Origin of the sequence: Streptomyces collinus Tu 365, from assembly GCF_000444875.1 — a bacterium.
In the GTDB taxonomy this organism is placed as follows: Bacteria; Actinomycetota; Actinomycetes; order Streptomycetales; family Streptomycetaceae; genus Streptomyces; species Streptomyces collinus_A.
In genome coordinates this window covers 5923813-5949422 of the sequence record NC_021985.1, presented here as the reverse complement: position 1 = coordinate 5949422, position 25610 = coordinate 5923813, and the positions used below count along the sequence as shown (strand labels likewise).

At 73.6% G+C, this 25610-nt stretch carries 22 protein-coding genes and 1 pseudogene; 5 read left to right on the top strand and 18 right to left on the bottom strand.

Going from position 1 to position 25610, the window contains the following annotated elements; all coding sequences use genetic code 11:
• Nucleotides 1-69: 69 nt before the first annotated feature.
• Together B446_RS25945 and B446_RS25940 are read right to left on the bottom strand one after the other, a co-directional pair.
• Nucleotides 70-3129, bottom strand: coding sequence for a putative bifunctional diguanylate cyclase/phosphodiesterase (locus B446_RS25945; RefSeq protein ID WP_020942401.1), 3060 nt, complete (start codon nucleotides 3127-3129; stop codon nucleotides 70-72).
• A 376-nt stretch (nucleotides 3130-3505) separates the two neighbouring features.
• Nucleotides 3506-4459: a 2-hydroxyacid dehydrogenase gene (locus B446_RS25940; protein WP_193384498.1), complete on the bottom strand. Its 954-nt coding sequence runs from the start codon at nucleotides 4457-4459 to the stop codon at nucleotides 3506-3508.
• A gap of 75 nt (nucleotides 4460-4534) precedes the next feature.
• On the opposite strand from B446_RS25940, the gene B446_RS25935 reads away from it, so the two are divergent.
• Both B446_RS25935 and B446_RS25930 read left to right on the top strand, forming a co-directional pair.
• Nucleotides 4535-5533, top strand: coding sequence for an aldo/keto reductase (locus B446_RS25935; RefSeq protein WP_020942399.1), 999 nt, complete (start codon nucleotides 4535-4537; stop codon nucleotides 5531-5533).
• A 43-nt stretch (nucleotides 5534-5576) separates the two neighbouring features.
• Nucleotides 5577-6773, top strand: coding sequence for a PQQ-dependent sugar dehydrogenase (locus B446_RS25930; RefSeq protein ID WP_106960613.1), 1197 nt, complete (start codon nucleotides 5577-5579; stop codon nucleotides 6771-6773).
• Between the two features lie 9 nt (nucleotides 6774-6782).
• On the opposite strand, the gene B446_RS25925 is transcribed toward B446_RS25930, so the two are convergent.
• From B446_RS25925 to B446_RS25910, 4 genes are all read right to left on the bottom strand, one after another.
• Complete coding sequence (locus B446_RS25925; RefSeq protein WP_020942397.1) at nucleotides 6783-6986, bottom strand: DUF6191 domain-containing protein; 204 nt, start codon at nucleotides 6984-6986, stop codon at nucleotides 6783-6785.
• Between the two features lie 36 nt (nucleotides 6987-7022).
• Complete coding sequence (locus B446_RS25920) at nucleotides 7023-10097, bottom strand: helix-turn-helix transcriptional regulator (protein WP_106960612.1); 3075 nt, start codon at nucleotides 10095-10097, stop codon at nucleotides 7023-7025.
• A 158-nt stretch (nucleotides 10098-10255) separates the two neighbouring features.
• On the bottom strand, nucleotides 10256-10447 hold the full coding sequence (locus B446_RS25915) for a hypothetical protein (RefSeq protein ID WP_020942395.1): 192 nt from the start codon (nucleotides 10445-10447) through the stop codon (nucleotides 10256-10258).
• 197 nt (nucleotides 10448-10644) lie between these two features.
• Nucleotides 10645-11214, bottom strand: a complete 570-nt coding sequence (locus B446_RS25910; RefSeq protein ID WP_043476470.1) for a hypothetical protein — start codon at nucleotides 11212-11214, stop codon at nucleotides 10645-10647.
• A 132-nt stretch (nucleotides 11215-11346) separates the two neighbouring features.
• On the opposite strand from B446_RS25910, the pseudogene B446_RS40405 reads away from it, so the two are divergent.
• Nucleotides 11347-11530, top strand: a pseudogene (locus B446_RS40405) (RimJ/RimL family protein N-acetyltransferase); the annotation flags it as partial.
• Between the two features lie 45 nt (nucleotides 11531-11575).
• On the opposite strand, the gene B446_RS25905 reads toward B446_RS40405, so the two are convergent.
• From B446_RS25905 to B446_RS25855, 11 genes are all read right to left on the bottom strand, one after another.
• Nucleotides 11576-11938 carry a hypothetical protein gene (locus B446_RS25905; RefSeq protein WP_020942393.1) on the bottom strand — a complete coding sequence of 121 codons (363 nt, stop codon included), beginning with the start codon at nucleotides 11936-11938 and terminating at the stop codon, nucleotides 11576-11578.
• Between the two features lie 83 nt (nucleotides 11939-12021).
• Nucleotides 12022-13536, bottom strand: a complete 1515-nt coding sequence (gatB, locus tag B446_RS25900; protein WP_020942392.1) for an Asp-tRNA(Asn)/Glu-tRNA(Gln) amidotransferase subunit GatB — start codon at nucleotides 13534-13536, stop codon at nucleotides 12022-12024.
• Between the two features lie 16 nt (nucleotides 13537-13552).
• Entirely contained in the window at nucleotides 13553-13792 is a 240-nt protein-coding gene (locus tag B446_RS25895) for a hypothetical protein (protein WP_020942391.1), read from the bottom strand.
• Complete coding sequence (gene gatA, locus B446_RS25890) at nucleotides 13789-15288, bottom strand: Asp-tRNA(Asn)/Glu-tRNA(Gln) amidotransferase subunit GatA (protein WP_020942390.1); 1500 nt, start codon at nucleotides 15286-15288, stop codon at nucleotides 13789-13791. The genes B446_RS25895 and gatA overlap by 4 nt, the downstream gene beginning before the upstream one ends.
• 5 nt (nucleotides 15289-15293) lie before the next feature.
• The gene (gatC, locus tag B446_RS25885) at nucleotides 15294-15590 is read right to left on the bottom strand and encodes an Asp-tRNA(Asn)/Glu-tRNA(Gln) amidotransferase subunit GatC (protein ID WP_004925108.1); all 297 of its coding nucleotides are present in this window, start codon (nucleotides 15588-15590) and stop codon (nucleotides 15294-15296) included.
• Nucleotides 15591-15694: 104 nt separating this feature from the next.
• On the bottom strand, nucleotides 15695-16189 hold the full coding sequence (locus B446_RS25880) for a cupin domain-containing protein (protein ID WP_020942389.1): 495 nt from the start codon (nucleotides 16187-16189) through the stop codon (nucleotides 15695-15697).
• Between the two features lie 32 nt (nucleotides 16190-16221).
• A complete protein-coding gene (locus B446_RS25875; RefSeq protein ID WP_020942388.1) occupies nucleotides 16222-18462 on the bottom strand; it encodes a putative bifunctional diguanylate cyclase/phosphodiesterase in 2241 nt (746 codons plus the stop codon).
• A 259-nt stretch (nucleotides 18463-18721) separates the two neighbouring features.
• A complete protein-coding gene (gene ligA / locus B446_RS25870; protein ID WP_020942387.1) occupies nucleotides 18722-20917 on the bottom strand; it encodes an NAD-dependent DNA ligase LigA in 2196 nt (731 codons plus the stop codon).
• A 15-nt stretch (nucleotides 20918-20932) separates the two neighbouring features.
• Entirely contained in the window at nucleotides 20933-21934 is a 1002-nt protein-coding gene (locus tag B446_RS25865; protein ID WP_020942386.1) for a methionine synthase, read from the bottom strand.
• Between the two features lie 43 nt (nucleotides 21935-21977).
• Nucleotides 21978-22676: an SDR family oxidoreductase gene (locus B446_RS25860; RefSeq protein WP_078614798.1), complete on the bottom strand. Its 699-nt coding sequence runs from the start codon at nucleotides 22674-22676 to the stop codon at nucleotides 21978-21980.
• Nucleotides 22677-22683: 7 nt separating this feature from the next.
• Complete coding sequence (locus B446_RS25855; protein ID WP_020942384.1) at nucleotides 22684-23223, bottom strand: TIGR00730 family Rossman fold protein; 540 nt, start codon at nucleotides 23221-23223, stop codon at nucleotides 22684-22686.
• 51 nt (nucleotides 23224-23274) lie between these two features.
• On the opposite strand from B446_RS25855, the gene B446_RS25850 reads away from it, so the two are divergent.
• Together B446_RS25850 and B446_RS25845 are read left to right on the top strand one after the other, a co-directional pair.
• Complete coding sequence (locus B446_RS25850; RefSeq protein ID WP_020942383.1) at nucleotides 23275-23598, top strand: DUF427 domain-containing protein; 324 nt, start codon at nucleotides 23275-23277, stop codon at nucleotides 23596-23598.
• A gap of 37 nt (nucleotides 23599-23635) precedes the next feature.
• A complete protein-coding gene (locus B446_RS25845) occupies nucleotides 23636-24418 on the top strand; it encodes an alpha/beta fold hydrolase (RefSeq protein ID WP_020942382.1) in 783 nt (260 codons plus the stop codon).
• Between the two features lie 30 nt (nucleotides 24419-24448).
• Here B446_RS25845 and mnmA read toward each other — a convergent pair whose 3' ends face one another.
• A complete protein-coding gene (gene mnmA, locus B446_RS25840) occupies nucleotides 24449-25579 on the bottom strand; it encodes a tRNA 2-thiouridine(34) synthase MnmA (protein WP_020942381.1) in 1131 nt (376 codons plus the stop codon).
• Nucleotides 25580-25610: the final 31 nt, after the last annotated feature.

Below are 25610 nucleotides of genomic sequence, written 5' to 3'. Positions count from 1 at the left end.
GACGCGCTGTCCAAGTACGAGAATTCGGGTGCGCATGGAACTGACCCTCTCCCCGGCACGCACCACGTGTCAAGTGGGTGGGACGGGAGTCTCATTATGTGAGCGGAGGCCGCTGCCACCTCCGATGACGGCGGACACCCCCTTGGTGCACACCCCGCCGCCCCCGCCCGCGAACGCCGGCTCGGCCGGAGCGTGCGGCACCGGATAATGGCCTGATCCGAGCGCCCGGCGCAGCCGGTACTCGTCCAGCGGACCCGCGAACGCCATGCCCTGCCCGTGGGTGCAGCCCATGGCGCGCAGCGCGACCACCTGCTCCGGCAGGTCCACGCCCTCGGCGACGGACTGCAGCCCGAGGTCGCCCGCGATGCGCAGCAGCCCGCTGGTGATCTTGTGCAGCCGCGCGGACTCCACGACGCCCTCGACCAGCCCGCGGTCCAGCTTGAGGATGTCCACCGGCAGCCTGCGCAGGGCCGTGATCGCCGCGTAGCCGCTGCCGAATCCGTCCAGCGCGATCCGCACGCCGAGCCGGCTGAGGGCGGTCAGCCGCCGCTCCAGCTCCTCCAGCGAGGCGGCCCGGGGATCGGTGTCGGCCAGCTCGACGACCAGCGCGCCGGGCGGCAGCCCGTGCCGGGTCAGCACCGCCTCCACGGACCCGAGCGGCGTCGAGCGGTCCAGCAGTCGCCGGGCGCTCATCCGTACGGTCACCGGCACCGCGGCCCCGGCGGCGGCCCGCTCGGCGGCCTGCTCCACGGCCTCCTGGAGGATCCAGCGGTCCAGTTCGGCGGTCTTGTCGCCGTCCTCGGCCACGCGCAGGAACTCCGCCGGGGTGAACAGCACCCCCTGGGAGGAGCGCCAGCGCGCCTGTGCGGAGACCGACGTGATCCGGCCGTTCTCCAGACAGACCACCGGCTGGTGCAGCAGCGCGAACTCGCCGTCGTGCAGCGCGGCGCGCAGCCGGGTGGCCAGCTCCGCCTTGCGGACGACGTCCTGCTGCATCTGCGGCTTGTACAGCTCGACGCGGCCCTTGCCCGCCGACTTCGCGCGGTACATGGCGAGGTCGGCGTTGCGCAGCAGTTCGCCCGCGCCGAGGCCCGGTTCCGCGAAGGCGACGCCGATCGAGGCGTTGACCCGGACATCGTTGCCGTCGATGGAGTACGGCTGGGAGAGGGTGGCCCTGAGGCGGTCGGCGAGCTCCAGGATGTTCCGCTCCCGGGCGGCACGGTCGCGGGTGCCGTCCCCGACGATCAGGGCCGCGAACTCGTCGCCGCCGAGCCGGGAGGCGGTGTCCCCGTGCCGGACGGCGTCGTGCAGTCTGCGGGCGGCCTGGACGAGCAGTTCGTCCCCCGCCTGGTGCCCGATCGTGTCGTTGACGGCCTTGAAGCCGTCCAGGTCGATGAAGAGCACGGCCGTACCACGCAGGGCGGCGCCGCGGTCGGTGGCCCGGCGGCCGGACAGGGCCTGCTGCACGCGCCGGGTGAACAGCGCGCGGTTGGGCAGGTCGGTGAGCGGGTCGTGCTCGGCGTTGTGCTGCAACTGGGCCTGCAGGCGCACCCTTTCGGTCACGTCCCGGCTGTTGAAGATCAGGCCGCCGTGGTGGCGGTTGACGGTGGACTCGACGTTGAGCCAGCCTCCCCCGCTCACGGACTCGCCCGGCCGGGAGGTGCCCCCGCCGCCGGACCGGAACCGGCACTCGATGCGCGTGGTCGGCTCCTCGAGCGGGCTGGCGGCGAGGAAGCGGCGCACCTCGTGCACCACGCAGCCCAGGTCCTCCGGGTGGATGAGGGCGGCCAGCTCGGTGCCCACCAGGTCCTCGGCGGGCCGTCCGTAGACCCCGGCGGCGGCCGGGGAGACGTAGCGCAGGATGCCGTTGGGCGCGGCGATCATGATGACGTCGCTGGAGCCCTGCACCAGGGAGCGGAAGTGGTTCTCCTTCTGCGCCAGTTCCTGCGTGAGGGTGATGTTGTCCAGCAGCATGATGCCCTGGCGCATGACGAGCGCCAGCACCACGGCGCCCGCGGTGATCAGCACCACGTGGTCGGGCCGGCGGCCGTTGAGCACGTTGTAGAGGATGCCCAGGGTGCACACGGCGGCGGCCAGGTACGGGGTGAGCGCGGCGAGCGAGCCGGTGAGCGGCCGTCCGGCCGGGTACCGGACGTGGTCGCCGCCCGGTGCGGGGGCGGGCGGCGCCGGGTGGCCCGTGGCGCGCTGTCCCGGCACGTGCTCGTGGATCACGCGCGTGTGTCCGTCCGGCACGTGCCGTTCGGGCTCCGGCCCGCCGGTGCGCCGCGGGGCGGCCCAGGGGGCGTAGGCGAGCAGCAGCGAACCGGCGAACCAGCCCGCGTCCAGCAGTTGTCCGGAGCGGTAGCTGCTGTGCAGCAGCGGTGAGGTGAACAGCGCGTCGCACATCACGGTCAGCGCGAGTGCGCCGATCGCGGTGTTGACCGCCGTGCGGTTGCCCGGGGAGCGGCGGAAGTGCAGCGCGAGCACCATGCTCACGAGCACGATGTCCAGCAGCGGGTACGCCAGGGACAGCGCGGTGTGCGCGACGCTCGGCCCGTCGAACCGGGCCGCCTGGGCGAGCGCGAGGCTCCAGGACAGGGTGAGCAGCGAGCCGCCGATCAGCCAGGCGTCGAGGCCGAGGCAGATCCAGCCCGCCCGGGTCACCGGGCGCTTGGCGAGGACCAGCAGGCCGACGATGGCCGGGGGCGCGAAGCAGAGGAAGAACAGGTCGGCGTAGCTGGGGCTGGGCACCGGCCGGTCGAGGACGACCTCGTACCACCCCCAGACCGCGTTGCCCAGGGCCGCCATCGCCGAGGAGAGCGAGAACAGCAGCCAGGCGGGCCGGAACCGGACCCGGGGACCGCGGGCGTAGAGGAAGCAGGAGACGGCGGCGGCGCCCGCCGCGGCGCTCAGTCCGAAGTCGCCCATGAACAGCGCGACGGCCTGTGAGCCCCAGTCGAAGGTGGAGCCGACGGCGTACGCGCCGCAGACCAGGGCGAGGACGAGTTGCTGGACCAGGCGCGCCCCGTCGCCGGTGGCCGGCGGGCGAGGCGGCAGCGGTGCCCCCGGCAGATGCGGTGCGCGCAGCCCGCCGTCGAGGGCGGTCGAGAGGGAGGGCGGCGCGTTCACCGGGGCCTCCCGCTCCGCGCCGTACCCGTGTCCCGCCGTGACCGCTGCGCCGGGTGCCTCCTGCGGCCGCCCGGCCTGCGCGGGTGGCCGTGATGGTTCGTGTGGTGGCCGCGTCTGCGCGTGGCCGTGCGCCAGGGTCGCCGCCGGCGGCTCCGCCGCGTCGGATCGTTCGTCCATAGGCCGTGCATCGCCCGTCGCCCCCCTCACAAATCTGAAATGTCCATCCCCGGCGCCGAACGGTGAGCGGCGCAGCCCCTGTCGGGACGATACACCAGGATCGTCACTCAGGGACATAGCTTCTCTACGCTCCGTGACGATCACCGTCAAGGCGGACACGCCCCGCGTCCGCGAGATCGCGGAGCGTGCCGGAAGCTGATTACTCCCCTGTCGTCAGGATCACGTTTCGCAGGGGCTCGTGGTTCACGAATCGGTGCAACTGGTCCACGAGCAGCCGCTTGGCGCGGGGCAGGAACGCGGAACTGGGGCCGCCGACGTGGGGGCTGATGAGTACGCCGGGCGCCTGCCACAGGGGGTGACCGGGCGGCAGCGGCTCGGGGTCGGTCACGTCCAGGGCCGCGGTGAGGCGCCCGGTTCCCAGCTCCTTGAGCAGCGCCTCCGTGTCGACGACGGGCCCCCGGGCCACGTTCACGAGCAGGGCGCCGTCCTTCATCCGGGCGAGGAACTCCGCGTCGGCCAGCCCGTGCGTCTCCTCCGTCAAGGGCGTGGAGAGGATCACGACATCGGCGTCCGGAAGCAGAGAGGGCAATTCGGTGAGCGGATGCACGACACCGCGCGCTGTGGTGCGCCGGGAGCGCGCGACGCGCGCCACGCGCGCCACTTCGAAGGGCACGAGCCGGTCCTCGATGGCGGCACCGATGGCGCCGTAGCCGACGATGAGGACGTTCCTGTCGGCCAGGGAGGGGTGGAACCGGCTCTGCCAGCGCTCCGCCCGCTGCGCGTGGACGAACTCGGGGACGCCGCGCAGGGAGGCGAGGGTCAGGGTCAGGGCGAGCTCGGCCGTGCTCGCCTCGTGCACGCCCCGGGCGTTGCAGAGCTGGACGCCCGGCACGATGGAGGACATCCGGGCGGTGATGTCGTCGACGCCGGCCGTGAGCGTCTGGATGACCCGCACCCCCGTCAGGTGCTCCAGCGGGCGCACCTTGACCGGCCACTTCTTCATGTACGGCACCACGTACAGCACGCAGTCCGCCGGGTCGCCGGGGAACTCCTGGTCGCCGTCCGCACCGCCGTCCCAGAACAGGTAGCGGGGGCCTTCCGGGAGCCCCTCGATCTCCTCCGGCGCGATGGGGAGCCACACGTCAGCACTCATGACAGGAGGCTATGTCAGGTGCGCGGATGACCAAGGGTTAGGTTGGTGACCCGGACGAGGGAGGTTCACGGGCACGTGGAGCGCAGGACGATCGGCGCGGGGGCGCTCGCGGTGGGGGCCGTCGGACTCGGGTGCATGCCGATGAGCTGGGCTTACAGCGGTTCGCGGCAGCGGGGCGACGCATCGCTCAGAACCGTGCACCGGGCACTGGACCTCGGCACGACCCTGCTGGACACGGCCGACATGTACGGCCCGTTCACCAACGAGCTGCTGCTGGGGCGGGTGCTCAAGGAGCGGCGCCCGGAGGCGTTCGTGTCGACCAAGGTGGGGCTGCTCGTGGGTGAGCAGCACATCGTGGCCAACGGCCGTCCGGGCTATGTCCGGCGGGCCTGCGACGCGTCGCTGCGGCGGCTGCAGACGGACGTGATCGACCTCTACCAGCTGCACCGCGCGGACCCCGAGGTCCCGGTCGAGGAGACCTGGGGCGCGATGGCCGATCTGGTGCGGGCCGGGAAGGTGCGGGCGCTCGGGCTGTGCGCGGTGGGCGCGCGCGGCGGCCGCCGTCACGGGTCCCGGATGCACGACACCACGCTGCGCCAGTTGCAGCGGGTGCAGCAGGTCTTCCCGGTGAGCGCGGTGCAGGCGGAGCTGTCGGTGTGGTCGCAGGAGGCGCTGGACGCGCTGCTGCCCTGGTGCGCGTCGCGGGGCGTGGGGTTCCTGGCGGCGATGCCCCTGGGCAACGGGTTCCTGACCGGCACGCTCACGCCGGGCGAGGGGTTCGAACCGGACGACGTCCGGGCCCGTCATCCTCGTTTCACGGCCGAGATGATGGCGTCCAACCAGCCGATCGTCGCCGGTCTGCGCCGGGTCGCGCGCCGGTACGGCGAGGAGGTGACCGCTGCTCAGGTGGCCCTGGCCTGGGTGCTCGCCCAGGGCCGCCATGTCATCGCGCTGCCCGGGACCAAGCAGGAGCGCTGGGCCGCGGAGAACGCGGCCGCCGCCGGGCTGCGGCTGTCCGCCGAGGACCTGCTGGAAGTGTCCCGGCTGCCGGCCGCCCAGGGGTCCTGGGACTGAGCGACTTGGCGGGGAACGGGAACCCTGGCGGGGTGAGCGGTGTATGAGAGGGAGTAGCCGACGCCTCGAAGGGACCAAGACCGTGCCACGTCGACATGTGACGGCCGTGCTGGCCGCGACCGCGCTCCTGCTGACGGCGGGCTGCTCCGGCGGCGGAAGCCCGCCGGGCGGCAGCGGCATGGGGCCGGCGACCACGGCCCCGGGCGGCGCGGCGTCCTCCCCGGCCGCCGGGCCGACACCGCCGGCCAAGGGGTCGGTACAGGTGCTGCGCACGGTGGCCGAGGGCCTGAAGTCCCCGTGGGGCCTGGCCCCGCTGCCGGGCGGCGGCCTGCTGGTCTCCTCCCGCGACGACGGCACCATCGTCCGTGTCGACGAGAAGACGGGCCACAAGACCCCGCTGGGCACGGTGTCCGGGGTGTCCGCGGCCGGCGAGGGCGGTCTGCTGGGCATCGCCCTGTCACCCGGCTTCGCCTCCGACCACATGATCTACGCCTACTTCACCTCGGCCTCGGACAACCGCATCGTCCGCGTGCTGTACGACGAGCACAAGCCGGCGGGTGAACAACTGGGCGCGCCGGACACGGTGTTCAAGGGCATTCCGAAGGGCATCATCCACAACGGCGGGCGGATCGCCTTCGGCGCCGACGGGATGCTCTACGCGGGCACCGGCGAGAGCGGCGACCGCGGCCTGGCCCAGGACCGGAAGTCGCTGGGCGGCAAGATCCTGCGGCTGACCCCGGAGGGCGAGCCGGCCCCCGGCAACCCGTTCCCGCACTCCCCCGTGTACTCCTACGGCCATCGCAACGTCCAGGGCCTGGCCTGGGACGGCCGGCAGCGGCTGTTCGCCTCGGAGTTCGGGCAGGACACCTGGGACGAGCTGAACGCGATCAAGCCGGGTGGGAACTACGGCTGGCCCGACGCCGAGGGCAGGTCCTCCGACCCCCGCTTCGTCAACCCCGTCGCCGAGTGGCACACCGACGACGCCTCCCCCAGCGGGATCGCCTACGTCGACGGGGTGATCTGGATGGCCGCGCTGAAGGGGCAGCGCCTGTGGCGCATCCCGCTGAACGGCACCAGGGCCTCGGCGGCCCCGCAGGCCTTCCTCACCGGCGAGTACGGGCGGCTGCGCACCGTGGTCGCGGCGGGCGGCGGCAAGGTGTGGCTGGTGACGAGCAACACCGACGGCCGCGGCAGGCCGAAGAAGGGGGACGACCGGGTGCTGGAGGTGCGGGTCAGGTAGCACCGCGGCTCACCCCGGATCCGGCGCCTCCCGCTCGTCGTCGGCGGCGGGCTGCCCGGGGCGGCGGACGACGACCTTTCCCGAGGCCAGGTCTATGGGACCGCGGGCGGGATCGGCGTCGCCGACGTCCTCGCGGGTCAGCTCCAGGCGTTTCTGTTCGTCATGGGTGTGCTTGCGGCCGGGCGCGAACAGTTCCTCGAAGGCGTTGAACACGGCGTCTCCCCCCTGCCGGACTCCTCCAGCGTACGGTCACCCGGCCGCGGGGGCGGCGAGCGTGCCGTCCGGGAACAGCCCCAGCCGGTGCGCCAGCGCCGCCGCCTCCCCCCTGCCCGAGACGCCGAGCTTGCCGAGGATGTTGGAGACGTGGACGCTCGCCGTCTTCGGCGAGATGAACAGCTCCTCGGCTATCTGGCGGTTCGTGCGGCCGGCCGACACCAGGCGCAGGACGTCCCGCTCCCGGCCGGTGAGACCGAGGGCCTCGGCCGGGTCGGCCGGGTCGGGGGCCCGCCGCGGGGTGCCGGCCAGGGTGAGGCGGGCGCGCTGGGCCAGCCGGGCGACCGCGTCGCCGAGCGGGCGGGCCCCGAGGTGGCCGGCGACGGCGCCGGCCAGCCGCAGCAGCTCCACGGCGCGCTCGCGCCCGTCCTCGCCGCCCTCGGCGAGCAGGGTCTGGGCCAGCCGGTACCGGACGCGGGCGAGGTCGTAGGGGCGGTCGAGGCACTCGAACGCGGCCACCACCGGGGACCAGACCTCGGCGGTGTCCCGGCCCTCGGCGCGGTGCAGTTCGGCCTGGACCCACTGCTGGTGGGCCAGCCAGACCGGTGCGCCGGTGGTGAGTCCCCGGGCGGTCTCGCGCAGTCGGTCGAGGATCTCGGCGCGGCCGTCCGCCGCGGCGGGCAGGGCGCGGGCGTCGGCCTCGGCGACGGCGGCGGCCAGCAGCAGGAGCCAGGCGTAGCGCTGGGTGCCGGGCGGGAAGCCCGCTTCCAGGGCGGCGCGCAGCTCGGCGCGGGCGTCGAGGACGCGGCCCTGCGCCGCGGCGACCCCGATGGCGACGCGGACCACCCGCAGGGACTGCTGGGGCACGGGATCGTGGCAGCCGTAGCGGGCGCCGGCGGTGGCCAGGTGCCGGGCCGCCTCGGCGAGGTCGCCCCGGGCGAGCGCGAGCTGGGCCAGGCGCAGGGCGCCCGCGCCCTGGGGCTTGGCGCTGTGGCCGACGCGGAGCGCGTGCTCCGCCGCGTCGGCGGCCTCGGTCCACCGACCGAGCGTGTACAGCGAGTCGGAGAGGTTGCCCCACACCCAGGCCTCGGTGTCCAGCAGTCCGAACTCGCGGGCGAAGGCGGTCCCCTCGCGCAGCAGGGGGACGGCCTCGCGGGAACGGCCGACCGCCTGCAGCGCGGACGGCAGGTTCACGAAGGCCCGGCCCGCCACACTGCGCACGCCTTCGCGGAGCGCGTCCTCCTTCACCCGGGCCATCTCCGCCAGTCCCGCCTCGGTGTCGCCGGCGTCGACCATGAGGCCGCCGAGGGTGAGGCGGGCGTTGAGCTCGATCTCCCGGGCGCCGACCATGCGCGCGTACTCGACGGCCCGCTCGGCGGCGGCGAACGCCTCGGGTCCGGGCCGGTGCAGCATGGACCAGCCGGCGGCCTCCGCCAGTACCTCGGCGTGCACCTCCGAGGGCGGCAGGCCGCGGACCAGGTCCTGCGCGGTGGACAGTTCCGGCCATCCGTCACCGCGGGCCAGGGCCTGGACGACCCGGGAGCGCTGCACCCAGAACCAGGCGGCGCGCAGCGGGTCCGGCTCCTCCTCCAGCAGGCGCAGGGCACGCTTGATGATCTTGAGTGCGCGTTCGCGTTCCCCGGCGAAGCGGCCCGCGGCCGCCGCCTCCGCCATCAGGTCGAGGTAGCGCAGCGGGGTGGTCGCCGGGTCGCAGCCGCTGGGGGTCCCCCCGCGCCTTTCGGGCAGTGGGGGAGGATAGACGTCGGTGTAGTCCACCGGGCGCAGGGCGTCGCGAACCTCCGCCGGAGCGGTGTCCCACAGCTCCATCGCGCGCTCCAGGAAGCGCAGTTGCTCGGTGTAGGCGTGTCTGCGGCGGGCCACCACGGAGGCGTCGAGGACCGCGGGCAGGGCCCGGGCGGGGTCGTGCGCGTGGTACCAGTAGCCGGCCAGGCGGACCACCCGTTCGGCGGCGGGGACGAGCGTGGGGTCGGCCTCCAGGGCCTCGGCGTAGCGGCGGTTGAGACGGGAGCGTTCGCCGGGCAGCAGGTCGTCGGCGACGGCCTCGCGTACCAGGGCGTGCCGGAAGCGGTAGCCGTCGCCGTCCGGGGTCGCGGTGAGGATGTTGGCGCCCACGGCGGCCCGCAGCGCCTCGATGAGGTCGTCCTCGCTGAGCCCGGCGACGGCGGCGATGAGCCCGTACTCCACGGTGGAGCCGCCCTCGGCGGCGATCCGGGCGACCCGCTGGCTCCGCTCGGGCAGCGCCTCGACCCGGACCAGGAGCAGGTCGCGCAGGGAGTCGGTGAGTCCGGTGCAGCAGCCCTCGCCGGCGGCGACGGCGAGTTCCTCGACGAAGAAGGCGTTGCCGTCGGAGCGTTCGAAGATCTCGTCGACCTGGGCGGGGTCGGGTTCGGCGGCGAGGATGCCGGCGATCTGGCGGGCGACCTCCGCGCGGGTGAAGCGGGCCAGTTCCAGGCGGCGGACGGTGCGCAGCCGGTCGAGTTCGGCGAGCAGGGGGCGCAGCGGGTGGCGGCGGTGGACGTCGTCGGCGCGGTAGGTGGCCAGGACGAGGAGGCGGCCGGTGCGCAGGGTGCGGAAGAGGTAGGCGAGGAGGTGCCGGGTGGAGGCGTCGGCCCAGTGCAGGTCCTCCAGGACGAGCACCACGGTGTGCCGGGCGGCGATCCGCTCCAGCAGCCGGGCGGTGAGTTCGAACAGACGGGCCGTGCCGCGTTCGTCGGGGCGGCCGGGGCCGGTCTCGCCGAGTTCGGGCAGCAGCCGGGCCAGTTCCTCCTCCTGGCCGGCCACGGCGGCGGCGAACTCCTCGGGCAGGGCGTCCCGCAGGACGCGCAGCGCGGTGGAGAAGGGCGCGAAGGGCAGCCCGTCGGCGCCGATCTCCACGCAGCCGCCCACGGCGACGGTGGCGGCGCGACGGCAGACGGCCGCGCCGAACTCCTCGACGAGGCGGGTCTTGCCCACGCCGGCCTCACCGCCGAGCAGCAGCGCCTGGGGCTCGCCCGTGGCGGCACGGGCGAGCGCGTCGTTCAGGATGTCCAACTCGCCGGTGCGGCCGACGAACACGGGACTCACGGACCTGGTCTCCACAGGCCCGAGCATCGCACGAGGTCCGCAGAGCGCGGGAGCCGTTTTCCACAGGTCAGGTGTGATCGTCGTACCGACGGGCCGCAGGGCCGGGCCCTCGTCGGTGCGAGGTGCCCGGCCCTGCTCCCGCGGACGGCCGACCCCCGTACGGCCGCCCGCCACCACCCGGCCCCTCACGCGCTGCGCGGGAGCCGGTGTCCGCGCGGGCGGTCGGTATGGGGCTCCGCCTCGGGGGCGTAGCGCAGGGCGGCCGCCGCGCGCCGGGCGGCGCGGCGGTCGCGGGCGACCTCGCGGGCCAGGCGCTCCCGCGCGGCCTCGCGGCGCAGTTCGGCGGAGCGCATCCGGACCAGGTCGAGCTCGTACATGGCGTGTCCTTCGGTCGAGGTGGGTGTCGTGCTTCGCTTTCCGCGATGCCTCCACCTTCGTCTCCCAGGGGGGTGCGCCACATCGGGAGAGTTCCGCATCCTGGGCCGGGTCCGGGGGCCCCGGACGCGCGTAAGGGGCCTCAGGGGCTCCGTAAGGCGGGTACGGATTCCCTAAGGCCCCGGGGGCCTGCGGTTCCTCAGCCGGTGGAGGGCAGGGCCAGCAGCGCGTCCGAGTACTTCAGGACGGCCAGCAGCAGGCCGACGGCGCCGAGCGAGACACCCGCCCAGGCGACCGACCTGATCCAGGCGGCCTGCGGGCGTCCCGGGGTGCCGAACGCGGGCCGGATCAGGACGACCACGCCGACGGCCAGCGCGGCCAGGGCGAACAGGCCGGCCCACAGCGCCGTGGTGTGCCAGGCGTCGCCGTAGACCTCCTTGATCTGCTTGCCGACGCTCGCCCCGGACGAGGTCCGCAGCTGCCCGACCAGGGTCTCGCGGGCGGCCGCGACGGTGCCGATCCAGCCGCCGCTGAGCGACACCACGCCCAGCGCGGCGGAGACGACGGCGCCCGCTCCCTGGCCGGCGCCGGGCGTCTTCTCCCGGACCTCCCCGGACTCCGCGCCGTGCTCGGCGGTTTCGGTGCCCTCGGCCCCGGCGGCGGCCTCCCCCGTGCCCGCCGTCCGCGCGTCGTCCTCGGTGCCCGCCGCGGCCTCCTGCCGCGCCCGCTCGTCGTCGGTCCTGCTCACGTCCGCTGTCTTCGTTGCCATGCCCGGCACCGTACGGACGCTCTCTGAGAGCTCCCTTAACGCTCGTCGCGAGCAGTCGCCCGTCGAGCCAGATGCCGTGCAGTGAGCCCGCCTCGGCGGCACCGGGGAACGTGCGAGAGGAGCGGGAGCGCGATGTACGCGGTGTCCCTGGGGGAACGACGGCGCCGAACTGCGGCCCCTGGAGGTCTGGCACGCGGCCGGTTTGCTCGCCGGCATCGACCGGGGACGCGAGTTCATCGGCCGCCGCATCGGCCTCGCGGACGTGGTGGGCGACCTGGACGGTGCCCGTGCCTGGATCCGCTCCTACGCGGACAAGCGCAGCCACCACCGGGACCCGGCCGAGCCTCTCATGGGCGGCCCGTCAGTCGAACTGGTCCCCGACGGCCATGACGGTCGTCCCGGCGACCAGCAGCCACAGCGCCCGGCGGGTACGGCCCCGGAGGCCGAGGACCGCGGCGAGGGCGCACAGGCCGGCGCCCAGGGCGTAGGCGGCGGGCACGAGCGCGGGGGCGGAGCCGGTGAGACGCAGCAGCGCGGCCGCGAGACCGGCCAGGGACAGCAGCGCTCCGGTGCCGAGGGCGGCCCAGCGGGCCCGGCGGGCACCCCGCACGCAGTCCGCCGGGTCGTCGCTCTCGTCGGTCACGTCGGCCTCGCCGGTCTCCTCGGTTCCGGCTATGGCGGATTCGGTGCCGGAACCGCTGCCGGAGGCGGTGCTTCCACTCATGGCGGGCGAGCGTAGCGCCTCCGGGACCGGGCACGGGTACGGCCCCGGAGGACATGCCTGCGGGGCCGTACGGGAGCGGGGACTCAGCCCTCGCTCACCCCGAGCTTCTCCAGGATCAGCTCCTTGACGCGGGCCGCGTCGGCCTGGCCGCGGGTGGCCTTCATGACCGCGCCGACCAGGGCGCCGGCCGCGGCCACCTTGCCACCGCGGATCTTGTCCGCGACGCCCGGGTTGCCGGCGATGGCCTCGTCGACGGCCGTGCCGAGCGCCGAGTCGTCGGAGACCACCTTGAGGCCGCGCTTGTCGACGACCTCGTCCGGGGTGCCCTCGCCCGCGAGGACGCCCTCGATGACCTGGCGGGCCAGCTTGTCGTTCAGGTCGCCCTTGGTGACCAGCTCGGTCACCCGGGCCACCTGCGCCGGGGTGATCGCCAGCTCGTCCAGCGCCTTGCCGGACTCGTTGGCGCTGCGCGCCAGTTCACCCATCCACCACTTGCGGGCGGAGGCCGCGTCGGCACCGGCGTCGATCGTCGCGACGATCAGGTCCAGCGCGCCGGCGTTGGTGATGGACTGCATGTCGGTGGCGGAGATGCCCCACTCGGCGAGCAGCCGGGTGCGGCGGGCCAGCGGCAGCTCGGGGAGCGCCGCGCGGATCTCCTCGACCCACTCGCGGGAGGGAGCCACCGGGACGAGGTCGGGCTCCGGGAAGTACCGGTAGTCCTCGGCCTCCTCCTTCACGCGGCCCGAGGTCGTGGACCCGGTGTCCTCGTGGAAGTGGCGGGTCTCCTGGATGATCGTGCCGCCCGAGGACAGCACGGCGGCGTGCCGCTGGATCTCGAAGCGGGCCGCACGCTCCACCGAGCGCAGCGAGTTGACGTTCTTCGTCTCGGAGCGCGTGCCGAACTTCTCGGTGCCGTTCGGGCGCAGCGAGAGGTTCACGTCGCAGCGCATCTGGCCCATCTCCATGCGGGCCTCGGAGACGCCGAGCGCCCTGATGAGCTCGCGCAGCTCGCGCACGTAGGCGCGGGCGACCTCGGGGGCGCGCTCGCCCGCGCCCTCGATCGGCTTGGTGACGATCTCGATGAGCGGGATGCCGGCGCGGTTGTAGTCCAGCAGGGAGTGGGACGCGCCGTGGATACGGCCGGTGGCGCCGCCGACGTGCGTCGACTTGCCGGTGTCCTCCTCCATGTGGGCGCGCTCGATCTGCACGCGGAAGGTCTCCCCGTCCTCCAGCTGCACGTCGAGGTAGCCGTCGAAGGCGATCGGCTCGTCGTACTGGGAGGTCTGGAAGTTCTTCGGCATGTCCGGATAGAAGTAGTTCTTCCGGGCGAAGCGGCACCACTCGGCGATCTCGCAGTTCAGCGCGAGACCGATCTTGATCGCGGACTCCACGCCGGTCGCGTTGACGACCGGCAGCGCGCCCGGCAGGCCGAGGCAGACGGGGCAGGTCTGGGTGTTCGGGTCGGCGCCGAGCGCCGTCGAACAGCCGCAGAACATCTTGGTCTTGGTGCCGAGTTCGACATGGACCTCGAGGCCCATGACGGGGTCGTACGACGCCAGCGCGTCCTCGTACGACACCAGGTCGGTCGTGGTGGTCACGGTGAAAACTTCCCTCTCAGCCCAGCAGGACGTCGTCGTCGCCCAGCCGCTTCAGCTCGCGGTAGAGGATGGCGAGGCCGGTGACGATCGCGACGGCGGACACGGTGGCGTCGATGAGCCGCAGCGTGTCGTGCTCGGCGCGCGCCTTCTTGATCTGCTTGGCCACACCGAACGCGCCGAACGCGGTCCCGGCCATCGACAGGTACGTGCCGGACTTCGACTTCTTGAAGCCCTTGGCCTTGTTCAGTGCACTCACAGCGACGGAGCCTCCTCGAGCAGCGGGTGCCCCCACTTTTCCACGAAGGCGGCCTCGACGGCGGCACCCACCTTGTACAGGCGGTCGTCCTTCAGGGCCGGGGCGATGATCTGCAGGCCCACCGGGAGGTTGTCCTCCGGGGCGAGGCCGCACGGCAGCGACATGGCCGCGTTGCCCGCCAGGTTGGTGGGGATGGTGCACAGGTCGGCCAGGTACATGGCCATCGGGTCGTCCGCGCGCTCGCCGATCGCGAAGGCGGTGGTCGGGGTCGTCGGGGAGACGATCACGTCGACCTGCTCGAACGCCTTCTCGAAGTCACGCGTGATGAGCGTGCGGACCTTCTGCGCGGAGCCGTAGTAGGCGTCGTAGTAGCCGCTCGACAGGGCGTAGGTGCCGAGCATGACGCGCCGCTTGACCTCCGGGCCGAAGCCCGCCTCACGGGTGAGGGAGGTGACCTCCTCGGCCGAGTGGCTGCCGTCGTCGCCGACCCGCAGGCCGTAGCGCAGGCCGTCGAAGCGGGCGAGGTTGGAGGAGCACTCGGAGGGGGCGATCAGGTAGTACGCGGACAGCGCGAGGTCGAAGGACGGGCAGTCCAGCTCGACGATCTCGGCGCCCAGCTCCTTGAGCAGCGCGACGGACTCGTCGAACCGCTGGACGACGCCGGCCTGGTAGCCCTCGCCGCGGAACTGCTTGACCACGCCGACCCGCATGCCCGCGACGCTGCCGTTGCGCGCGGCCTCGACCACCGGCGGCACGGGGGCGTCGATGGAGGTGGAGTCGAGCGGGTCGTGCCCGGCGATGACCTCGTGCAGCAGGGCCGCGTCCAGGACCGTACGGGCGCAGGGGCCGCCCTGGTCGAGGGAGGAGGAGAACGCCACCATGCCGAAGCGGGAGACCGCGCCGTACGTCGGCTTCACGCCGACGGTGCCGGTGACGGCGGCCGGCTGGCGGATGGAGCCGCCGGTGTCGGTGCCGATGGCGAGCGGGGCCTGGTAGGAGGCGAGCGCGGCGGAGGAACCGCCGCCGGAGCCGCCGGGGATCTTGGTCAGGTCCCAGGGGTTGCCGGTCGGGCCGTAGGCGCTGTTCTCGGTGGAGGACCCCATGGCGAACTCGTCCATGTTGGTCTTGCCGAGGATGATCACGTCGGCGGCCTTCAGCCGCTTGGTGAGCGTGGCGTCGTACGGCGGGATCCAGCCCTCGAGGATCTTCGAGCCGACGGTGGTCGGCACGCCCTCGGTGGTGAAGATGTCCTTGAGCGCGAGCGGGACGCCGGCCAGCGGGCCGAGCTTCTCGCCGCGGGCCCGCTTCTCGTCCACGGCGCGCGCCTGGGCGAGGGCGCCCTCGCGGTCGACGTGCAGGAAGGCGTGGACCTTCTCGTCCACGGCCTCGATGCGGGCGAGGTGGGCCTCGGTGACCTCGACGGCCGTGAGCTCGCCGGCGGCGATCCTCTCGGCGATCTGCGCGGCCGTGAGCTTGATGATGTTGCTGTCCGTCATGGTGGTCACTCCTCACCCAGGATCTGCGGCACCTTGAAACGCTGCTGCTCCTGGGCCGGGGCGCCGGAGAGCGCCTGCTCGGGGGTGAGCGAGGGACGGACCTCGTCCGGCCGCATGACGTTGGTCAGCGGGAGCGGGTGCGAGGTCGGCGGTACGTCTTGGTCGGCGACCTCGCTGACGCGGGCGACCGCGCCGATGATGTCGTCGAGCTGTCCCGCGAAGTGGTCGAGTTCTTCGGGCTTCAGCTCCAGACGCGCCAGCCGGGCGAGGTGGGCGACCTCCTCGCGCGTGATGCCAGGCATGCAGCGATCCTCTGGGGGTGAGAGTTTGCGGTTTGGCCCCAATCCTATGGGGCGGGGCCGGGTGCCTGTGAAACGGTTGGCCCGGCCCCGGGCCGTGGCGCCGCTCAGGCGCGTCGTGCGTCCCAGGCGGCGCTGCGCAGGAAGTGGTTGTCGTACAGCTCCTGGACCTCCAGGAGGCTCTCCGGGGTGACCTCCCCGAGGGCCACGCGCCGCAGGTGGCGGAAGTACTCGAAGCGCTCGACGCCCGGGGTGAGGACGATGAGCAGGTCGGCGTCGGCTCCGGGCACGGCGGCGAAGGCGTGCGGCCTGCCGGGCGGGACGACGACCAGGTCGCCGGGGCCGGCGGTGACGACGTCGTCGCCGGACAGGATCTCGGCGGCGCCGTCGAGCAGGAAGAACATCTCGGCGGAGTGGTCGTGCCAGTGCGGCCTGGCGCCGTCGGCGCCGGCCGTGAGGGTGACGCGCTGGGTGGACAGGGCTCCGCCGGTCCGGCTGCTGTCGGCCAGCAGGCGCACGGTGGAGGGCGCGCGGCCGACGACCTCGGCCTCCGCCTCACGGACGATCACGGTCTCGTCGAACCTGGGAACGAACAGCGACATGTGCTGGAACCCCCGATGCTGGTGCGGACGTGCTACTCGGCCGCCGGCAGGGCCGCGCGGGGGCGCTGCCAGCCCCGGGAGCCGCGGGCGCGCAGCCACGCCGTCGTCTCGTCCGGCGGCATCGCGGCGGCGACCAGCCAGCCCTGCACCGCGTCGCAGCCGAGGTCGCGCAGCCGCTCCCAGGTCTCGTCGTCCTCCACCCCCTCGGCGACGACCAGCAGGCCGAGCGAGTGCGCCAGGTCGACCGTGCAGCGCACGATCTCCGCGTCCTCGTTGTCCACCGCGAGCCGGGCCACGAAGGACCGGTCGATCTTCAGCTCGCTGACCGGCAGCCGGCGCAGGTGCACCAGCGAGGAGTAGCCGGTGCCGAAGTCGTCGAGGGACATCTTCACGCCGTGCCCGGTGAGCCCGGCGAGGGTGTCGGCGGCCCGCTGCGGGTCCTCCAGGAGGACGTGCTCGGTGATCTCCAGCTGGAGCGCTCCCGCCGGGACGCCGTGCCGGGCCAGCCGGGCCGCGACGGAGCCGGCGAAGCCGGGCGTGTGGACGTCGCGCGGGGAGACGTTCACGGCCACCGGGACCCTGAGCCCCTGCGCCCGCCACCGGGCGACCTGCGCGAGGGCGGTCTCCAGCACGTACTCCGTCAGGTGGGGCATCAGCCCCGAGGACTCGGCGATGGCGATGAACTCGTCCGGCGGAACCTTCCCGCGCTCGGGGTGCACCCACCGCACCAGCGCCTCGAGACCGGCGACCTGTCCGTCGAAGCGGACCTTGGGCTGGTAGTGCAGCTGCACCTCGTGCGCGTCGAGCGCCCGGCGCAGATCACCCAGCAGGCCGAGGCGGTCCGGGGTGTTGGAGTCCCGCTTGGACTCGTAGACCTCGACGCCCGTGCGGTCGCGCTTGGCCTGGTACATCGCCACGTCGGCCCGCCTGAGCAGCCCCTCCGCGTCCAGCGCGTGGTCGGGGAAGACGGCGACGCCCGCGCTGGCCTCCAGGACCAGGGTGAGGCCGTCGAGGTCGAGCGGGGAGCTGAGGGCGGCGACGAGGCCGCGGGCGACCCGGGTGGCCGAGGTGGTGGAGTCGGCGACCGGCAGTAACACGGCGAACTCGTCACCGCCGAGCCGGGCCGCCTCCGCGCCGCGCGGCAGGGCGACCCGCAGCCGGTCGGCGATCTGGAGCAGCAGCCGGTCACCGGCGAGATGACCGAGGGTGTCGTTCACCGACCGGAAACGGTCGAGGTCGATCAGCATGAGGGCCGCGCGGGCGCCGATCCGCTCGGCGTCGTCCAGCGCGGTCCAGATCCGCTCCAGCAGCCACTGCCGGTTGGGCAGTCCGGTCAGCGGGTCGCGCAACTGCTCCTCGGCGCGGGCGCGGGCCATCCACAGCGTGGAGTCGAGGGCGATGAGCGGGATCGCGAACAGCGGGAGCAGGATCGGCTGGGCGTCGGCGACCACGCACACCAGGGGCGCGATGCCGAGCAGCGCGACGGCGACCAGGCCCTGCCTGACCAGGGCGGTGCGGGCGACGGTGGGCAGTCCGCCACCGCGCGGCGCGTGCAGGTACCAGAGCAGGCCGCGGCTGACCGCGAGGTACGCGGCCGCGACGACCATCACCTCGGGCACGGTGGTGATGCCCCAGCTCTCGGGCCGCCACGGCTCCTCGACGCTCGGCACCCGTCCGAAGCAGCCGAGCACCAGGGCGCCGGCGCCGATCCCGAGGATGTCCGCGGCGCCCTGCAGCACGCCCTGGCGCCAGCGGTGCCGCCTCGCTGTGCCGACCAGGACGACGACGGTCAGGCTGACCATGCCGGCGGGCACCCAGCCGTACAGCAGCAGGACGGCGAGGGTGAGGGCGGCGCCGGAGCCGGTGCCGCCCCACCAGCGGGCGCGGCCGAGCATCACGAGGTGGCCGACGATGATGCCGGTGAGCACGGCCAGCGACCAGCCGAGCGTGTCGCACGGGAAGAGGGCGTGGTGCTGCGTGAACGCGCGGACGAAGCCGGCGCCCAGGACGCAGCCGGCGGCGGCCACCACGGCGGCGGGCAGCGGCGGCCGGGGCAGGTGCCGTTCGGCGTCGCCGCCGGGCAGCGCCGGGACGGCTTCGACGACCAGGGGGATCGCGGTGTGCGTCTCGGCGGGGGTACCCGGTCCGGCCGGGCGCGGCCGGACGTGCGTGCGCTCGGCGCCCCGTCCGGTCCACCGGCTCTCCCGCCACGCGACCGCACGGCGGCGCAGGCGCAGCCATGCGTCCGGAGCGGCGCTCTCGGTCGGTTCCATTCCCGTCCCTCTCACAGCCGGCGGTGCCCACGCCACGCGGCCCGATGCCCGACAACCATCAGCGGCTCCGCGTCGAAGAAGGCCTCCCCGTGCCCTTCGCGGGCAGGGAGATGCCCCAGCCGCAGCTGGGCACGGCAGGCGCACACCTCAACAGTAGGACGCTGAAGGCTCCCTCGGGCAGCGGTCGTCGACGGTTGCCCGAATGCGCCCGGGCCACCCGTATGCAACTGATATGCACCGAACGGGTGGCCTTCAACCGCTACTCGGCGGAGGGAAGCGCGACTTCGGCCGCGGCCTCGGGTCCCCGCTCCAACAGGACGGCGAAACCGTCCTCGTTCAGGACCGGGACCTTGAGCTGCATCGCCTTGTCGTACTTCGACCCCGGGTTGTCGCCGACCACCACGAACGAGGTCTTCTTCGACACCGATCCGGTCACCTTCGCGCCGCGGCTCTGCAGCGCGTCCTTGGCGCCGTCCCGCGTGAAGTTCTCCAGGGTGCCGGTGACGACGACGGTGAGCCCCTCCAGCGGACGCGGCCCCTCGTCCTCGCCCGAGGCCTGGTCCTCCAGCGGGACTCCGGCCGCCTTCCACTTGCGGACGATCTCGCGGTGCCACTCCTCGGCGAACCACTCCTTGAGGGCGGCGGCGATGATGGGGCCGACGCCGTCCGTGCCGGCCAGCTCCACCTCGGTGGCCTGCTCGATGCGGTCGAGCGAGCGGAACTCGCGGGCGAGGGCCTGCGCGGCGACCGGGCCGACGTGCCGGATGGACAGCCCGTTCAGGAAGCGGGCGAGCGGGCGGGACTTGGCCGCCTCGATGTTCTCCAGGAGGGCGAGGGTGTTCTTCTTCGGCTCGCCCTTCTGGTTGGCGAAGACCGTGACGACCTTCTCCTCGCCCGTCTTCGGGTCCCGCTTGGGCAGCCCGCTGTCCGGGTCGAGGACGTAGGCCTTGATGGGCAGCAGCTTCTCCACCGTCAGGTCGAACAGGTCGCCCTCGTCGACCAGCGGCGGGTCGGCCGGCTCCAGCGGCTGGGTGAGCGCGGCCGCGGCCACGTCGCCGAAGTGCTCGATGTCCAGGCACTCGCGGCCCGCGAGGTAGGACAGGCGTCCGCGCAACTGGGCAGGGCAGGCACGGGCGTTGGGGCAGCGGAGGTCGATGTCGCCCTCCTTCATGGGCCGCAGCGCCGTGCCGCACTCGGGGCACTCGCCCGGCATCACGAACTCCCGCTCGCTGCCGTCCCGCAGGTCGGCCACGGGGCCGAGGATCTCCGGGATGACGTCACCGGCCTTGCGCAGCACGACGGTGTCGCCGATGAGCACGCCCTTGGCCTTGACGACCTCCTGGTTGTGCAGGGTGGCGAACTCGACCTCGCTGCCCGCGACGGTGACCGGCTCGACCTGGGCGTACGGCGTGACCCGGCCGGTGCGGCCGACCCCCACCTTGATGTCGATGAGCTTGGTGTTGACCTCCTCCGGCGCGTACTTGTAGGCGATCGCCCAGCGCGGGGCGCGCGCGGTGGAGCCCAGGCGGCCCTGGAGGCGGATCTCGTCGAGCTTGATGACGGCGCCGTCGATCTCGTGCGCCACGGAGTGGCGGTTCTCGCCGTAGTAGGCGATGAACGCGCGGACGCCGTCGAGGTCGTCGACCACGCGGTTGTGCGGGGAGGTCGGCAGTCCCCAGGTCTTCAGCAGGTCGTAGGCCTGGGAGAGGCGGGTCATGCCCGAGAAGCCCTCCAGGGCGCCGATGCCGTGGACGACCATGTGCAGCGGCCGGGTGGCGGTGACCCGCGGGTCCTTCTGCCGCAGCGAACCGGCCGCCGCGTTGCGGGGGTTGGCGAAGGGCTTGTCTCCCGCTGCGACCAGGCGTGCGTTCAGCTCGAGGAACTTCTCCATCGGGAAGTAGACCTCGCCGCGGATCTCGACCAGGTCCGGGACGTCGTCGCCCTTGAGGCGGTCCGGGATCTCCGCGATCGTGCGGACGTTCGGGGTGATGTCCTCGCCGGTGCGGCCGTCGCCGCGGGTGGCCGCGCGGGTGAGACGGCCGTGCTCGTAGGTGAGGTTGACCGCGAGGCCGTCGACCTTCAGCTCGCACAGGAAGTGGTACTCCTGCTCGCCCAGTTCCCGCGCGATGCGGTCGGCCCAGGCGGCCAGGTCGTCGTCGTTGAAGGTGTTGTCCAGGGAGAGCATCCGCTGGCGGTGCTCGACGGCGGTGAACTCCGTGGCGTACGACCCGGCGACCTTCTGGGTGGGCGAGTCCGGGGTGCGCAGCTCGGGGTACTCCGCCTCCAGCGCCTCCAGCGTCTTCAGGAGCTTGTCGAACTCCGCGTCGCTGACGACGGGAGCGTCCTTCACGTAGTACCGGAAGCGGTGCTCCTCGACCTGCTCCGCGAGCCGCGTGTGCTTCTCGCGGGCCTCGGCGGGCACCGCCGTCGTCCGGGCTTGCTTGTCGCCGGCCACCGTGTTGTCCTCCCGTTACTCTGGGTTGTCCGCGAGGGATCTCGCCGCCCGGACGCAGTGGGCGAGCACCTGGCGCGCGTAGGCGGGGGAAGCGCCCGCGAGCCCGCACGCCGGGGTCACCGTGACCGCCTCCGCGAGCAGCCCCGGACGCAGCCCCAGCCTGCGCCACAGCGTCCTGACACCCATGACGCTACCGGCAGGGTCCGACAATGGGCCGTCGGTGCCCGGCACGACACCGGCGAACAGCCGGGTGCCGGCTTCCACCGCCTCGCCGATGGCGTCGTCGTCACGTTCGGTGAGCAGCGAGAAGTCGAAGGAGACGGCGGCGGCGCCCGCCCGGCGCAGCAGGGCGAACGGCACGCCGGGCGCGCAGGAGTGCACCACGACGGGTCCGCCCGCGTGCGCTCCGACGACGTCGCGGAGGGTGGCCTCGACCACCTGCCGGTCCACGGCCCGGTGGGTGCGGTAGCCGCTGGCGGTGCGCACCTGCCCGCGCAGCACGGCGGTGAGCGAGGGCTCGTCGAGCTGGAGCACGAGCCGGGCGCCCGGCACCCGGCGGCGCACCTCGTCGAGGTGCAGGCGCAGGCCCTCGCCGAGCGAGCCGGCGAGGTCGCGGCAGGCGCCGGCGTCGGACAGGGCTGCCTCCCCGTTGCGCAGCTCCAGGGCGGCGGCCAGGGTCCACGGCCCGACCGCCTGCACCTTGAGGTCGCCCTCGTACCCCTGGGTGAACTCCTCCAGGGCGTCGAGGTCCTCCCCCAGCCAGGACCGGGCCCGCCTGGTGTCCCGGCCCGGCCGGTCGCCGAGCCGCCAGCCGCTGGGCTCCACGCGCGCGTAGAGCTCGACCAGCATCCCGGCGGTCCGGCCGATCATGTCGGCGCCGGGCCCCCGGGCGGGCAGTTCGGCCAGGAAGGGGAAGTCCTCGAGGCTGCCGGTGACGGTCTTGGCGGCTTCCCGGGCGTCCCCGCCGGGCAGCGAACCGACGCCTGTCGCGGGGCCGAAGCGAATGTTCTCGTCCACGGGGTGAAGCCTACGTAGGCTTCGGCCCCCGGGTGCCCCGCGGTCAGCGGCCGGGACGCACCGTCAGGTCGTTGACCTCCGCGTCCCCGGGCAGGTCCAGGGCCATCAGGAGGGCCGTCGCCACCGACTCGGGGTCGATCCACCGGCCCGGGTCGTACTCCTTGCCCTCCTGCTGGTGCACCTTGGCCTGCATGGGGCTTGCGGTGCGGCCGGGGTAGACGGAGGTGACGCGGACGCCGTTGCCGTGCTCCTCCTCCCGCAGGGAGTCGGCCAGCGCCTTCAGGCCGTGCTTGGAGGCGGCGTAGGCGGACCAGCCGGCGTGGGCGTTCAGTCCGGAGCCGGAGTTGACGAAGATCACATGGCCGCGCGTGGTGCGCAGCTGGGGCAGGAAGTGCCGGGTCAGTTCGGCGGGCGCGACCAGGTTGACGTTGAGCTGGTGGTGCCAGGCTCTGGGGGTCAGCTCGCCGACCTCGCCGAGGTCCACGACACCGGCGATGTGCAGGAGCGAGTCCACCCGGTCCGGAAGCGTCTGGTGCGAGAAGGCCCAGGACAGCTTGTCCGGGTCGGCGAGGTCGCCGACCAGGGTGCGCGCGCCGGGGAACTCGGCGGCCAGTTCCTTCGCCCGTCCCGCGTCGCGCGCGTGGAGGACGAGTTCGTCCCCGCGCGCGTGCAGCCGGCGGGCGACGGCCGCGCCGATGCCGGAACCGGCCCCGGTGATCACATGAGTAGCCATGCCCGCCATGCTCGCATCACCGGGCGGCGAGCCGCTCCTCCAGGTACGCCAGCGCGCCCGCCGGCTCCTCGGCGACGAAGACCAGCTCCGCCAGCGGCCGGGGCAGGAAGCCCTCCTCCTCCATGCGCCGGAACTGCTCGGCGAGGCCGTCGTAGAAGCCGGCCGTGTTCAGCAGCACCACCGGCTTCTCGGTCCGGCCGTGCTTCTTCAGCTCCAGGATCTCGGTGGCCTCGTCCAGCGTCCCGGTGCCGCCCACCATGATCACCACGGCGTCGGCCTTCTCCAGCAGCAGCTTCTTCCGCTCGGCGAGGTCGGCGGCGACGATCATCTCGTCCGTGCCGGGCCGCGCCTTGTTCGCCAGGAACTCCACCGAGACGCCCAGCAGCCTGCCGCCCGCCCCGTGCGCACCGTCGGCGACGACCTTCATCAGACCGGTGTCGGAGCCGCCCCAGACGAGGGTGTGGCCGGCCTTGCCGAGCAGTTCCCCGAACTCGCGCGCGGGGCGGGTGTAGCGCTCGTCGAGGTCGGCGGCGGACAGGAAGACGCAGATGTTCATGTCCTCCACCGTACGTGGGAAGAAGTCGGGGCCCGCGGACGCTGTCCCTGTATGGCCCAAGGACACACGATCACCATCGAGAAGAGCGAGCGGCACGTGCGCGTGGTGCGCGACGGCCAGGTGCTCGCGGAGACCGACCGCGCCCTCGTGCTGCGCGAGACGGGCTGCCCGCCGCGGTACTACCTCCCCGCCGAGGACGTCCGCCTGGAGCTGCTCACCCCGTCGGACACGCACACCGTCTGCCCCTTCAAGGGCACCGCCTCCTACTGGTCGCTGCCCGGTGCGCCCGACCTCGCGTGGGCCTACCCGGATCCGAAGCCGGAGGTGGCGGAGATCAAGGACCACCTCTGCTTCTACGAGGCCGACGTGTCGTGACCGCTGATTTCCGCGGCGTACGGCAGTCTGCAACGGCATGGACAAGAAGACGACTTCCCGCGACGGCACCTCCCTCGCGTATCAAGTGACCGGCCAGGGGCCGACGGTGATCCTCGCGAGCGGCGCGATGTCCACCGGCGGCACCCTCGCGCCCCTGGCGTCCCGGCTCGCCGACCACTGCACGGCGGTCGTCTACGACCGCCGCGGCCGCGGCGAGAGCGGGGACACGGCGCCGTACGCGGTGGAGCGCGAGGTGGAGGACCTGGCGGCAGTGATCGAGGCGGTGGGCGGCGACGCGGCGCTGTTCGGCGTCTCCTCGGGCGGCGCGCTGGTGCTGGAGGCGGCGGCGAGCGGGCTGCCGGTCCGTCGGGTGGCCGTGTACGAGGCGCCGTTCGCCGACCTGCTGGAGGGCGGCGCCGCGCGCGAGGCCGTGTACAAGGAGAACCTGGGCAAGGCGCTCGCCGAGGACCGGCGCGGGGACGCCGTCGAGCTGTTCCTGCGGCTGACGGGCCTCGGCGAGGAGATGATCCGGGGCGCCCGGCAGTCCCCGATGTGGCCCGGCCTGGAGGCCGCGGCACCGAGCCTGGCGTACGACGACGCGGTGATGGGCGACGGGCTGCTGCCCCGGCAGCGGCTCGCGGCCGTCTCCGTGCCCGTCCTGTCCGTGGTGGGCGGGGCGAGCCCGGAGTGGATGCGCGAGGCGGGCCGGGCGGTCGCCGAGGCGGTGCCCCGGGGGACGTACCGCGTCCTGGAGGGACAGACCCACATGGTGGAGCCGGACGTCCTGGGGCCCGCGCTGGCGGAGTTCTTCGCGGGGTGAGTGCCCGGGCCGGCGGCCCGGCGGAAGACCTCAGACGGCCGCCGCGGGCGCCCGGGTGGTCGAGGCGATCGTCGCCGAGCCGACCACGCGCGTGCCGTCGTAGAGCACGATCGCCTGGCCCGGGGCGACGCCGCGCACCGGCTCGGTGAAGGTCACCCGCAGCTCGCCGTCGACCGGTGCCGCGGTGACCTCGGTCTCGCCGCCGTGGGCGCGGAGCTGGGCGGTGTAGGTGGCGGGGGCGGTCGGCGCGGTGCCGCACCAGCGGGGCTTGACGGCGGTCAGCGCGGTGACGTCCAGGGCGGCGGCGGGGCCCACCGTCACCGTGTTGTCCACCGGGGAGATGTCGAGGACGTAGCGGGGCTTGCCGTCGGCGGCCGGGGTGCCGATCCGCAGGCCCTTGCGCTGGCCGATGGTGAAGCCGTAGGCGCCCTCGTGCGTGCCCAGCTTGGTGCCGGACTCGTCGACGATGTCGCCCTCCGCCTTGCCGAGGCGCCGGGCGAGGAAGCCCTGGGTGTCGCCGTCGGCGATGAAGCAGATGTCGTGCGAGTCGGGCTTCTTGGCGACGGCGAGGCCCCTGCGCTCGGCCTCCGCGCGGATCTCGTCCTTCGTGGTGACGGTGTCGCCGAGCGGGAACATCGCGTGGGCGAGCTGCCGCTCGTCCAGCACGCCGAGCACGTACGACTGGTCCTTGGCCATGTCGGAGGCGCGGTGCAGCTCGCGGGTGCCGTCCTGCGCGAGGACGACCTGCGCGTAGTGACCGGTGCACACGGCGTCGAAGCCGAGGGCCAGCGCCTTGTCCAGCAGCGCGGCGAACTTGATCTTCTCGTTGCAGCGCAGGCACGGGTTGGGGGTGCGGCCGGCCTCGTACTCGGCGACGAAGTCCTCGACGACGTCCTCGCGGAAGCGGTCGGCGAGGTCCCAGACGTAGAACGGGATGCCGATGACGTCGGCGGCGCGCCGGGCGTCCCGCGAGTCCTCGATGGTGCAGCAGCCCCGCGCGCCGGTGCGGAAGGACTGGGGGTTCGCGGAGAGCGCGAGATGGACGCCGGTGACGTCGTGACCGGCTTCCGCGGCGCGCGCGGCGGCGACGGCGGAGTCGACGCCGCCGGACATGGCGGCGAGGACGCGGAGGGGACGGGTGCGCTGCGGGGTGTCAGTCATAGCCCTTCCAGGGTACGGGGGCGTGGGAACC